Source organism: Cobetia sp. 5-25-4-2 (assembly GCF_013374075.1).
GTDB lineage: Bacteria > Pseudomonadota > Gammaproteobacteria > Pseudomonadales > Halomonadaceae > Cobetia > Cobetia marina.
Genome location: NZ_BLWK01000005.1, coordinates 46,665 through 59,056, shown reverse-complemented (window position 1 = coordinate 59,056; position 12,392 = coordinate 46,665). Strand labels below are relative to the sequence as shown.

Sequence of the window (12,392 nt, the reverse complement as noted above, 5' to 3'; positions counted from 1 at the left end):
CTTGCCTCTTGCCTCTTGCCTCTTGCCTCTTTCCTCGCTTCTCGCTTCTCTCCAGTGTCACGCTGCTATCTGGCCTGCCCTGCTGGATCCTGCCGAGTCGTCATGTTGACCCGAGGGTCACGCGGGTAGAAGCGCTCGGGCTGCGCTTCGACGTGGTCAAAGTGCTTGGTGTTCTTGTAGGGCATCTTCATGAAGCCCGACACCCCCAGTCCGGAAATCAGTGGCACGGCGGCCAGGATGACATCCAGAAGATACGCGAAATCGGCTTCACGCCCAGGGTCGAGCAGACGGTAATAACTGTGGATCTTGAGATGATGCGGCAATGCCTCGAAGATCAGCATTCCGGTGTGATGGATCTGATTGAGTTCCGACAGCGCGTTCATGATCTGTTCCGGCAGGACCAGAAACTCCTCGGGATCCGGGCCATCCTCGAAATAGGAGTGCACTCGTGATTCATCCTCCAGCTCCGGAACGGCGCTGACTTCATAGGGAAAGCGGAGTGCCTCACGCCGAGGGGAGGCTTGCGGCAGCGTGAAGGCGTCCTCGGGGTCGTCGCGCTCCAGGTGCAAGGTATCACGCGCATTGAACAGACAGGCCTTGAACACCCCCTGTCGATAGATGGCACGCGCCAGCGCCACCATGTTGTTGACCGCTACCACGAAGGCGGCCTTGAGCGAGGGGTCATGCAGGTGCAGCGCCGTGTCCACGAAGATGCCCTGCGGCTCCCAGCGGATCGCCAGTCCCCCGACGATCGGATACTTCCCCAGCCGGCTCACCGCGGCCAGAAAGGCTTTCTCCGTATCTCCCATGCCCTGCATGAAGTTCTTGTAATAGCGATCCAGCTGGACGTCATTGACGGCATCCAGCGCATTGGCGTGGTCGCCGTCTTCGAGGTTGGCCTGCGCACTGTCCATGCCATCGATCTCGAAGGCTTCCCGCAGAAAGGATTTGCGCGAGGTATAGACGACGGTGTCGATGTCGCGGGCGGCAGGCCTCACCCAGACGGGAAGCAGAGAGGGTATCGGCGATGACGGCAGTTCCGGCATGACCAGACGAGCCATTCTTGGCATCTCGCGCAGGAAGTAGTCACCCGCCTGCATTCGCAGCATCGGGTCTTCCGCCAGCATGCCATCCAGCATGCGCGCGAACTCCCGTGGCAGTCCCAGCGCGGTTGCCGGGATGGCCCGCACGCCGAAGCGACACGACTGTCCTGACGCCAGTGCATAGAGTGTCGCGGCCACGCCTTGCTCATCGAAGCGAGGCGAGGACAGCGCGCCATTGAGCTGTTCCTCGCCGATGAAGTAGACATCGCCCAGTCGCGCGTTGGTCTGCTGCAGATCATCCGACATCAGCTGCATCACATTGGTCGTGAGGTATTGCATGTGCTCGTCGAGTTGCGCGAAGACGGCACTGCCCCAGTCGATCAATGCCACCTGCTCACCCTCGGCATCGAAGACCAGGTTGGACGGTTTGATATCCCCGTGCACCACCGCAGGCGTGCCGGGGCTTGCGGATGACCCACGCAGCGACTTGAGAATCCCGGCAAGCTGACTGGCGACCCTGATCACCAGACGCGGTGACATGCGGCCATGCTTGAGCGAGTACTCCTCGAGATTGATGCCCGGTGCGCGCTCCATGACCAGTATCGACTGACGGCGAACGCGCTGGTAACTGATCAGGCGCGGAATCAACGGATGCGCGACCTGGTCGAGCATGAAGGCCTCTTCCTCCAGACGGTCCTGCAACGCCTGAGGCAAGGTGACCCGCGTGAACTTGAAGACGTGCTCCTCTCGAATGGGCGTGCCTTCACCAGGGCGCCACCCGGCAAACACGAAGCCATAAGCCCCCTTGCCCACCAGATGGATTTCGCGATAGCCCAGCCCCTCGAGCTGGGCAATGCACAGCGCCACCCAGTCCTTGAGCTTCTTGGCATCATGATGCGAGAGCAGGTAGATGGACTGCTCTTCCGGGATATAGAACTGTTGCAGGCGCTCATGAGCGCGCGTGTCACTCATGGACAAGCGCCTCCCTCAGCGAACCCCGTCATGCCAGCGATAGCAGCATCTCATCGGGATGCTCCAGATAGTGCTTCCACAGATTGCTGAAGCGAGCGATGGTACCGCCATCGATGATGCGGTGATCCCCGGCCCAGGTGATCGTCATGATGTCGCGCGCGCAGACATTGCCATCGACATCGAAGCGCGGCAGCCGCTGGGTACGACCGAGGGCCACGATGGCGACCTCGGGCTGATTGATGATCGGGGCCGCATAGGTGCCGCCCAGAGCACCGATGTTGGAGATCGACAGCGTGCCACCCTTGAGATCCGCCTGCGGGACACGACCATTGCGTGCCGCCTCGGTCAGTCTGGCCACCTCGCGCGCGATCTCGAGGATGCTCAGCCGTTCGACGCCCTTGACGTTGGGCACCATCAGGCCGGCGGCACCATCGACAGCCATGCCGATATTGCAGCTTGCGTGATAGAGCACCTGGCTTTCATCGTCACTGAGACTTGCATTGAGAATCGGCTCTTCAAGCACCGCCAATGCCATCGCCTTCATGATGAAGGGCATCAGCGTCAGGCGAGTCCCCTCCTTGTCGGCCCGTGACTTGAGACGCGCGCGCAGCGCGAGCAGCTCCGTCACATCGAGCTCATCTCCGTAATGGAAATGGGGGATCTGGGTGCTGGATTGCACCATGCGTCGGGCCATGACGGCCGCCACGCCCTTGAGGGGGACCTGCCTGGCTTCCAGCCGCGCTGCACGTGGCTCGTGCGACTCGCACGCCACCGGCTCGGCCACCGCCGCGGGGTCCACGCCCCGATGGCGTTGATCTGCAGAAGATGCTGTCGGGCGATCTGCCGTACCAGCAGCCACGGAATCACGCGCGAGATAGGCGAGCACATCCTCTTTCAATACCCGGCCGTTGCGACCAGAGCCCGCAATGGCGCTGATGTCCAGCGCATGCTCGCGCAGCAGACGACGAACCGCCGGCGTGGCAGGAATGCGCGCCTGGGCCGGGGACATGCCTGAGGCACAGGCAGACGGAGCGTGCTGTGCTGCAGCCGGCGCCATCCCTGCCTCCATGACTGCCTCGTGCGCCACGTGGGATGCCTCGTCGGCCGCGTCATCGCTGTCAGGCACATAAGCGTACAAGGGGCTATGGACACGGGCGTTCTCCCCCTGAGCGTAATGGAAGCGCACGATACGCCCGGTCTCGGAGGCCGTGATCTCGACCAGCGCCTTGTCTGTCATCACATCGACGATCGTCTGGTCTTCCTCGACCTTGTCACCCTCGGCCACATGCCAGGTGACCACCTCACATTCGACGATGCCCTCCCCGATGTCCGGGAGGATGAAATCACGCGAACGTCGTTCATTGACAGCCTCTCCAGCGGCCTGATCCGCGCTGTCGGCGCCCGGCGCCTTCGCTCCGGACGGGGCGTGATCGCCAGACGGCGCTACTTGTCCATCTGCCCCACCTGCTTCACCTGCCCCACCCTTCCCATCCGACTCACCCGCCTCATCCACCGCAAACAGCGGTGCATGCACCCGGGCAATCTCGCCCTCCCGACAATACAGACGAACCACGGTGCCTGCGTGGGGCGCGGGAATTTCCACCAATGCCTTGTCCGTCATTACCTCGGCGACCGCCTGATCTTCCTCGATCACATCGCCTTCCTTGATCAACCACTTGACCAGCTCGCACTCGACGATCCCCTCGCCGATATCGGGCAGGATGAAATCATTCATGGCACACGTCACTCCCTGCAACTCATCACGTAAACACAAGCCGTCACCTGGACATGAGCGGTCTCGACATCATCGAGCCTCCGTCAGCAATTCCAGGTCCGTGCTCAGTCATTCAGGCTCAGTCATTCGAGCTCCATCATTCGGGCTCAGTAATTCAGGCTCTGCTTGATGGCTTCGTATATCTTGAGCTCGTCCGGCAGGTGCTCCTTCTCGAGCACCAGCGGGAACGGTGTGTCCAGACCGGTGACGCGACGTATGGGCGCTTCCAGATACAGGAAGCAACGCTCTTGCACGGTTGCCGCTATCTCGCTGGCGAAACCTCCCGTCAGCGGTGCTTCATGACTGACCACCAGGCGACCCGTCTTGAGCACGGATTGACATACGGTCTCGAAATCCCAGGGCAGAATGCTGCGCAGGTCGATCACCTCGCAGTCGATACCGTCCTGTTCGGCCAATGCGGCCGCCTTCTCGATGACCTCCATCTGGGCTCCCCAGCCCAGAAGCGTGATGTCACAGCCTTCACGGATGACCTCGGCGACGCCCAGCGGCAGCTCATAATCCGCTTCCGGCACCTCGCCCACGGAAGCGCGATAGAGACGCTTGGGTTCCATGAACAGCACGGGATTGGGGTCACGGATCGCCGCCAGCAGCAGACCTTTCGCCTGATGGGGGTTGCGCGGAATCACGATCTTGAGCCCGGGGGTATGCGCAAAATAGGCTTCAGGTGACTGGGAGTGGTAGAGCCCGCCGGCAATGCCCCCGCCATAGGGGGTTCGAATGGTCAGCCCGCCGACATTGAAGAGATCCCCGGAGCGGTAACGGAACTTGGCCGCCTCGTTCACGATCTGGTCGAACGCCGGGAAGATGTAGTCGGCGAACTGAATCTCGGCGACCGGGGTCGAGCCCTGCGCCGCCAGTCCATTGGCGAAGCCAATGATGCCCTGTTCCGTCAAGGGCGTATTGAAGCAACGCTCACGGCCGTACTTGTCCTGCAGATGACTGGTGGCACGGAAGACACCGCCGAATACGCCGACGTCCTCGCCGAACAGCACCACCTGAGGGTTGGCCGCCATCGCGATGTCCAGCGCGTTGTTGATGGCCTGCAGCATGTTCATCTGCTTCTTGCCTGAGCTCGCGCCGGCTGTCTCACCCGATGCGGGAGTGACGTCGTGACGGGCAGTGGTCGGAGTCGAATCGCTCATGCCGGCTGGCCTCCCTGCTGACGCTGCTGATGGGCCTTGCGGCTCTGCTCGATCTCATCGGCACTGAACCCCATGCTGCTGGCCCCCTTGGGATAGGCATGCGGGTATTTGCGGATATGCTGCTTGAGGTCTTCCATCTGCGCTTCCAGCAAGGGGGGCGGCGTGTCATAGACATCAGTGATCAGACTCTCCAGCGGAGGCGGAGCCAGTTTCTCGGCGCGCTTCATCGACTCGAGCACCTCTCGGCGCAGTTGATCGCCGGTAGCCTTCTCCTCCTCCTCGCTCCACCAGCCCTGGGCCTCAAGCCAGTGTCGCATGCGCAGGATGGGGTCCTTGTCGCGCCAGATGGCCTCTTCCTTCTTGCTGCGATAGCCCGAGGGGTCATCAGAGGAGGAATGCGCGGCCAGGCGATAGGTCATCGCCTCGATCAATACCGGCTGATTCGTCTCGACGGCGATCTTGCGCGCCGCCTGGGTGGCTTCGTAGACGGCAATCACATCGTTGCCATCCACGCGGATGCACTGCATGTGATAACCGAAGGCGCGCGGCGCGATGCCATCTGCGGCGAATTGCTCGCAGGACGGTGTGGAAATCGCGTAGCCATTGTTGCGGCACAGGAAGATGCACGGCACACGATGTACCGATGCCATGTTGAGGGCCGCGTGGAAATCCCCTTCCGACGCGGCGCCCTCTCCGAAGATGGTAATGGTGCATTGCCCCTTGCCCGCCAGCTTCTGACCATAGGCGTAGCCGGTCGCCTGGGGAATCTGGGTCGCCAGCGGTGATGAGATGGTCATGTAGTTCAGATCACGCGAGCCGTAGTGGATCGGCATCTGGCGTCCCTTGCCGTAGTCGCGTTCATTGCCGAACATCTGGTTCATGAATTCGTCACAGCTGAACCCACGCCACGCCAATGCGCCCTGCTCGCGATACTGGGCCATGATCATGTCGTCATCCTGCAGCGCGGCCGCACTGCCGATCACCGTGGCTTCCTCACCCGTGCATTGCATATAGAAGCTCAGACGCCCCTGACGCTGGGCAGCCAGCATGCGCTCATCCAATACCCGGATGAACAGCATGGTGTGATAGATCCTGAGCGCTTTCTCGCGCGTGAGACTGACCTCTTCGCCTCCCTCATGCAGCGAGCCATCCTGGCGCAGACGCTGGAAGAGAGGGATGCAGAGCTCATCACCGGTCATGAAGGCGATGCGATGCAGGACATTCGCGGTTTCAGGTGCCAGCTGCCGGGAAGTGGGAAGTGACGTCAACTCGGGATGTGCGGTCGGCTCAGAGCCCGAGGCCATCGTGTCAGCCTTCACTGCGTCCGAGGCTGAGGCCCTGGCTGCACTCGCAGACGATGTGGAGGCGGCCGCGGGGGCCTGTTCACGAGTGGCGGGCTCACTGGTGGAGCCATCGCCCTTGCAGGAGCCGGTGGTTCTTGTATGGGACATGCGCATCATCCTCTTTACCGATCAGGTGCCTGAGGCCCCCGCCCGCTCCTTTTGAGAGCGAGCAGGCAGATGGTCTGGCTGAGCCACCCCGGGAATGCAGAGAGAAGTGCTGCGAGGAGGACTCGCGATGCAATACGCTCTCCAGCAATCGCCGATGCGACGTGGTTTCCGTCATGCCTCGTTGCTGTCAGCGTAGTCGAGGTTGTCCAGCCAGCGCTATAAAGTTGACGTTAACGTAAAAGATAGGTGATTGCAGTGAATAGTACTGCCTGAGCGCTACATCTTTGGTGGAACGATTCGCGGCATGAGCTTATGCAGGATTGGTATGGAAACGCAGAATCCTGCAATGGGACCGCAAAATTACGACTAAAGATGCAAGGGGACCACTCAGGTGGACTGGTAATCTTCCCGCACTAAAACGGTGCCTCAACTTGCGACACCCCCTATCAAGCAGCGCTCGGGTTCTCCTGTGTGCAATGAGCGATCGAGATCGCGACCTCGAATAAGGACAACCACATGAGTGACATTTCACGTCCCAATCTCTGGCGCCGCCTGCCGCTATGGCAGAAGATCCTCGGTGGCCTGGCGCTGGGTATCCTTGCCGGCGCCCTCATGGGTGAGAACGCCAGTGTCTTCAAGCCGCTGGGCGATATCTTCATCAATGCCATCAAGATGCTGATCGTACCTCTGGTATTCAGCACCCTCGTCGTCGGTATCACCTCGATGCGTGACCCTCAGAAGATGGGACGCATCGGTGGCAAGACCATCGCGCTTTACCTGCTGACCACGGCCTTCGCGATTGCCATCGGCATGCTGGCGTCTGCCATCTTCCAACCGGGGGCCGGTTTCGAATTCAGCTTCGACAAGGCCATGGAAACCAAGGAAGCACCGTCTCTGGTGCAGATCCTGGTGGATCTGGTGCCCAGCAACCCCATTGATGCGCTTGCCAATGGCAACATCATGCAGATCATCGTCTTCGCCATCGGGATCGGCGTCTCGCTGATCATGATCGGCGACAAGGGCGAACCGGTCGTGCGTGTCTTCGACAGCTTCGCGGAAGTGATGTACAAGCTGACCGAGTTCGTGATGGCCTTCGCCCCGTTCGGGGTCTTCGGCCTGATGGCACATGTCTCCGGCAACTACGGCATGGATGTGCTGCTGCCGCTGGCCAAGGTCATCGCCGTGGCGTATCTGGCGAGCATCGTGCATGTGCTGGTGGTCTACTCCGGCCTGTTGGCGACACTGGGCAAGCTGAACCCGATGCGCTACCTGCGCGGCATCGTCGATGCGCTGGTCGTGGCGTTCTCCTCGGCCTCAAGCTCCGGCACCCTGCCGATCTCGATTCGCTGTGCCCAGAAGAATCTGGGCGTCTCGGAAGGCGTGTCTGGCTTCGTGCTGCCGGTAGGCGCCACCATCAACATGGACGGTACCGCCATCTATCAGGGTGTCGTGGCGCTGTTCATCGCGCAGATGACCGGAATCGAGCTGTCGGTGATGGATTACGGCATGATCGTGCTTACCGGTACCCTGGCCTCCATCGGCACGGCGGGCGTGCCCGGCGCCGGGCTGATCATGCTCTCCATCGTGCTCAGCCAGGTGGGTCTGCCGCTGGAAGCGATCGCCGTGATCGCCGGCATCGACCGCATCCTCGACATGGCGCGCACCACCGTCAACGTCGCGGGCGACCTGATGGTCACCACCCTCGTCGGCAAGTCCGAGAAGGAACTGGATCTGGAGATCTACAACGCGCCGCACAAGCAGTGACGCCACCAGGAGTGCTTGCGACGTCTTTCGTCCGATGGCTCAGGTGACATGTCACATAGGACATGCCACTCATGAAACACCCCAGCCGTACGATCAGTGACTGACACGAAGAAGCCCCGCTCATCGAGCGGGGCTTCTTGTTTCGTCAGGAGTCTCTCGCCATTTCCTCTCAGGCTGTCGCCTCCGGCGGGGAATCGCGCAGCTCGCGCCTCAGCACCTTGCCGACATTGGTCTTGGGCAGGTCATCGATGAACACCACATGGCGTGGCACCTTGTAACTGGCCAGCTCCTTGCGCGACCAGTCTCTCAGCGCATCCGCCTCAAGCTCCGCACCGTCCTTGAGTACCACATACAGCTTGATGGCTTCCCCGCTACGTTCATCAAGAACCGATACCGCAGCGGCCTCCAGGACATCCGGATGCCGCACGATCACGTCCTCGACCTCGTTGGGATAGACGTTGAAGCCGGAGACGATGATCATGTCCTTCTTGCGATCGACGATGCGCATATAGCCATCGTCCTGGAAGACCGCGATGTCACCGGTGCGCAGGAAGCCATCGGCAGTGAAGCTATCCTTGGTCGCCTGCTCACGCTGCCAATACCCCTTCATCACCTGCGGCCCCTTCACGCACAGCTCACCGGGCTCTCCCATCGCGACAAGCTCGCCCTCTTCATCGTAGAGACGCACCTCCGTCGAGGGCATCGGACACCCGATGGTGCCCAGCTGGATGGCGTCCAACGGATTGAACGACACGATCGGCGAGGTCTCGGTCATGCCGTAGCCTTCGGAGATATCACTGCCGGTGACCCGCTTCCACTCTTCTGCCGCCTTGCGCGTCAGCGCCACGCCTCCCGAGGTGGTGATCTTGAGCTTAGAGAAATCCAGTGCCTGGAAGCCGGGATTGTTGCACAACGCCACGAACAAGGTGTTGAGCCCCACGAACATGGTGAAGTCATGCTTTTGCAGCGTCTTCACGAAGCCCGGAATGTCCCGCGGATTGGGAATCAGCAGTGAATGGTTGCCCTCGCTGAGCATGCAGGCCAGATGAATGGTGAAGGCATAGATGTGATAGAGCGGCAGAGGTGCCACCAGCGTCTCATTCCCGGCCGAGAGCCCCTGGGTCAGCGCCATCTTGCCTTGCAGCATGTTGGCCAGCAGGTTGCGATGGGTAAGCATCGCCCCCTTGGCGACGCCTGTGGTGCCTCCGGTGTATTGCAGGACGGCGACGTCATCCAGCGCCAGTGTCGGCCGCTCCCAACGCTCGGCCTTGCCCTGCGAGATGGCCTGACGCAACGGGATGGCATCCGGCAAGCGATAACTCGGCACCAGCTTCTTGACGTGCTTGACCACGGCATTGATCAACAGGCGCTTGAGCGGTGGATGCATGTCGCCCAGTTCGCAGACCAGCACGTACTCAAGGCCGGTACGCTCGCGTACCCGCTCCACCTTGTCGGCCATGTTGGCCAGCACCACCAGCGCCCGTGCGCCGGAGTCATTGAACTGATGCTCCATCTCGCGCTCGGTATACAGCGGATTGGTATTGACCAGCACCAGCCCCGCACGAATGACGGCGAAGGCCACCACCGGGAACATCAAGGTATTGGGCAACTGGATGGCGACCCGATCGCCCGGCTTGAGATCGGTCTCGTGCTGGAACCAGTCCGCCAGCTGGCGACTGGAAGTTTCAAGCTCTTCAAAGCTCATGGTGCGGTCCATGCAAGTGAAGGCCGGCCGCTGGGCGTGGGTGCGACAGGCGTTCTCGAACATGTCCATCAGGGAATCAAGGCCGGTGAAGTCCACTTCCCGCGAGGAGCGCAGGCACGACATGCCGCTCATGTCGCCTGTCGTTGGCTGTGCTCTCGAAGCATCGGGCGAGGCATCTGCCACGTGGGAAGGATCTGTAGTCACGTCGTTAGTGGACTTGCCTGACTCATCGGGTCGAGCCGCTAGGGGATCATGCATGGCGTTGCTCCTTGAACAGTACGTGGGGCGCTCGGCGTCACTGCCCCCGCTACCTTGTTGTTGTAAGACGTTGTTGTAAGACGTCGTCGCGCGACTACGTCGTAAGACATCGTGGTGAGGCGCTGCTGGGGCTCCGTCGGATGGATGTCAGCCTGTGGGCTCTTCACTTTCGACAGCATAGCCGCAAACCCATGCTGCGCGCCGTTGGCGGAATCGATGGACCTGCCAGCATTGGAACATACGTACGTTTGATATTGCCTTGCGACCTTGGTGACATGCGCAGGCTGGCTCTGGAGCAGGGAAACAGCCCTGAGCCCAAGGAGGAAACAGCCCTGAGCCCAGGGAGGAAACAACCCTGGCCAAAAGCCGGAAAATCGCTGGCATGGATGAGCGAGATCTCGCCTTCTCACCCGAAAGTGAGAAACAACGAGGCCCCTGCCCAGGGGGCAGAGGCCTCATGTCTTGCACACCGTACGCACACGTCAGGCGCATACGTCTGGCGCGTACGCCAGGAACAGGCAACTCAAGAGAGGTCGCGGACCTCGTTCTCGATCATCTTGCGGATATGCTCTTCGTTCTCGATCATCGATTCGCCGTCCTCGCGCAGCGATTTCAACAACCCGATCATCATGGCGATCAACACGAAGGTGAACGGCAAGGCGCCGGCGATCGAGGCAGCCTGCAGGGACTTGAGCGCCTGATCTCCCCCCAGCAACAGCAGGATCAAGGTCACGGCGCCCAGCATCATGCCCCAGATGATGCGTTGCTGAACCGGAGGACGACGACCGAAGGCCAACAGGCGTCCCAGCACCAGGGTGCCGGAATCCGCAGACGTGACGAAGAAGATGATCACCACGACCAGCGCCGCCACCTTGGCTACGGTCGCGGCGATGCCGGGTGTGAGCACCTCGAACGAGTGGTAGAGGGTTCCGGCGTAGTCCCAGTTGGTGACCGCAGCCGTATAGATGCCCATGTCGGCCCCATACAGGGACTGATAGATGCCCGCCGAGCCGATGACGCCAAACCAGACCAGCGCCACGATGGAGGGGATCACCATCACCCCGAGAATGAATTCACGGATAGTTCGGCCGCGCGAGATGCGGGCAATGAACATGCCGACGAATCCGGCCCAGGCGATCCACCAGCCCCAGTAGAAGATGGTCCAGCCGCCCTGCCAGATGCGCTCGTCCGGCGTGCGTGCCGTCCACAGTGTCATCGAGACGCCATCGGTGAGGTAATCCCCGAGCGCGGTGATGGAGCTCGCGATCAGATAGTTGGCATCGCTCACCAGCAGGAAGTAGGCAAGGATGCCGAGGCATACCCAGGTATTGAAGGTGGAAAGCAGCTTGATGCCACGTGCCACGCCGCTGGTCGCTGACAGAGTGGCGATGGCGCTGATCAGCAGGATGGAGACCACGGTCACCATGCGCGACTTCTCTTCGATGAGGCCCAGTGACATCAGGCCGGAGCCGATCTGCTCGACGCCCAGACCGAGCGTGGTGGCGATGCCGAAAATGGTGCCGAACACGGTCAGGATATCGACGGTATGCCCGATGGGCCCGTAGATCCGGTTGCCGATCAGCGGATAGAGGGCCGAGCGCATCGAGAGCGGCAGGCCCTTGCGAAAGGCGAAATAGGCCAGTGACAGTCCGACGATGGCATACATGGCCCAGGCGATCGTCCCCCAGTGGAAGACGGTGAGCTTGATGCCACCGGCGGCCGCTTCCGCGACGCGGCTGTCAGGCACCGGGAAGCCTTCGTCCCCCGGCATGAGCCCACTCGCCAGGGCGGCCTGCTTGGCCTCGAAGAAGACGGCGACGGCCGTCTTGATGTCAGCACTCAGAAACGGATTGCCCCCGCTCCAGTCACTCGCGAAATGGATCATGGGCTCGGACATCGAGAAGAACAGCATGCCCGCGCCGGTACCGCAGCCGAACAGCATCGAGAACCATGCAAAATTGCTGAACTCCGGACGTTCATCGTCGCGCCCCAGCCGGATCTTGCCGACACGCGAACACATCACGTAAAGACAGACCACGAAGGTCGAGAACATGACCAGTACGTAGTACCAGCCCAGGGTGCTCTCTATCCAGGACTTGATGCCCAGAAACTGATCGCTGGCCGTCTTGCCCAACAGAATCGCATAGAGAATGAAGAACACGGTCATGGTGATCGCGGTGATACCGAGCGTCGAGTTGAGTCCCTTCAGGACACCTCGCTGCTCGATCAGTGCATCCAGTTCCTTTCCTTTCAGCATGTTTC

The 12,392-nt window shown here is 61.1% G+C and carries 7 protein-coding genes; 1 reads left to right on the top strand and 6 read right to left on the bottom strand.

What is annotated here, in order from left to right:
* Positions 1 to 65 precede the first annotated feature (65 nt).
* The 4 genes from HXS65_RS11390 to HXS65_RS11375 all read right to left on the bottom strand — a co-directional run bounded on the left by HXS65_RS11390 (position 66) and on the right by HXS65_RS11375 (position 6,151).
* Positions 66 to 2,015 (bottom strand): phosphotransferase, encoded by a 1,950-nt coding sequence (locus HXS65_RS11390; protein ID WP_176493893.1) that lies wholly within the window; start codon positions 2,013 to 2,015, stop codon positions 66 to 68.
* A gap of 28 nt (positions 2,016 to 2,043) precedes the next feature.
* Positions 2,044 to 3,750, bottom strand: coding sequence for a dihydrolipoyllysine-residue acetyltransferase (locus HXS65_RS11385; RefSeq protein WP_176493892.1), 1,707 nt, complete (start codon positions 3,748 to 3,750; stop codon positions 2,044 to 2,046).
* A 146-nt stretch (positions 3,751 to 3,896) separates the two neighbouring features.
* The gene (locus HXS65_RS11380) at positions 3,897 to 4,865 is read right to left on the bottom strand and encodes an alpha-ketoacid dehydrogenase subunit beta (protein ID WP_176494038.1); all 969 of its coding nucleotides are present in this window, start codon (positions 4,863 to 4,865) and stop codon (positions 3,897 to 3,899) included.
* Between the two features lie 83 nt (positions 4,866 to 4,948).
* A complete protein-coding gene (locus HXS65_RS11375; RefSeq protein ID WP_176494037.1) occupies positions 4,949 to 6,151 on the bottom strand; it encodes a thiamine pyrophosphate-dependent dehydrogenase E1 component subunit alpha in 1,203 nt (400 codons plus the stop codon).
* A 768-nt stretch (positions 6,152 to 6,919) separates the two neighbouring features.
* Here HXS65_RS11375 and HXS65_RS11370 point away from each other — a divergent pair.
* Positions 6,920 to 8,167: a dicarboxylate/amino acid:cation symporter gene (locus tag HXS65_RS11370; RefSeq protein ID WP_176493891.1), complete on the top strand. Its 1,248-nt coding sequence runs from the start codon at positions 6,920 to 6,922 to the stop codon at positions 8,165 to 8,167.
* A 169-nt stretch (positions 8,168 to 8,336) separates the two neighbouring features.
* Here HXS65_RS11370 and HXS65_RS11365 read toward each other — a convergent pair whose 3' ends face one another.
* Both HXS65_RS11365 and HXS65_RS11360 read right to left on the bottom strand, forming a co-directional pair.
* Positions 8,337 to 10,004 (bottom strand): AMP-binding protein, encoded by a 1,668-nt coding sequence (locus tag HXS65_RS11365; RefSeq protein ID WP_176493890.1) that lies wholly within the window; start codon positions 10,002 to 10,004, stop codon positions 8,337 to 8,339.
* A 649-nt stretch (positions 10,005 to 10,653) separates the two neighbouring features.
* Positions 10,654 to 12,387: a BCCT family transporter gene (locus HXS65_RS11360; RefSeq protein ID WP_176493889.1), complete on the bottom strand. Its 1,734-nt coding sequence runs from the start codon at positions 12,385 to 12,387 to the stop codon at positions 10,654 to 10,656.
* Between the last annotated feature and the right edge of the window lie 5 nt (positions 12,388 to 12,392).

Bases quoted from the DNA above. Each gene is read 5' to 3' on its own strand.
- HXS65_RS11390 (WP_176493893.1), bottom strand. From the start codon at position 2,015: ATGAGTGACACGCGCGCTCATGAGCGCCTGCAACAGTTCTATATCCCG.
- HXS65_RS11385 (WP_176493892.1), bottom strand. From the start codon at position 3,750: ATGAATGATTTCATCCTGCCCGATATCGGCGAGGGGATCGTCGAGTGC.
- HXS65_RS11380 (WP_176494038.1), bottom strand. From the start codon at position 4,865: ATGAACATGCTGCAGGCCATCAACAACGCGCTGGACATCGCGATGGCG.
- HXS65_RS11375 (WP_176494037.1), bottom strand. From the start codon at position 6,151: ATGACCGGTGATGAGCTCTGCATCCCTCTCTTCCAGCGTCTGCGCCAG.
- HXS65_RS11370 (WP_176493891.1), top strand. From the start codon at position 6,920: ATGAGTGACATTTCACGTCCCAATCTCTGGCGCCGCCTGCCGCTATGG.
- HXS65_RS11365 (WP_176493890.1), bottom strand. From the start codon at position 10,004: ATGAGCGGCATGTCGTGCCTGCGCTCCTCGCGGGAAGTGGACTTCACC.
- HXS65_RS11360 (WP_176493889.1), bottom strand. From the start codon at position 12,387: ATGCTGAAAGGAAAGGAACTGGATGCACTGATCGAGCAGCGAGGTGTC.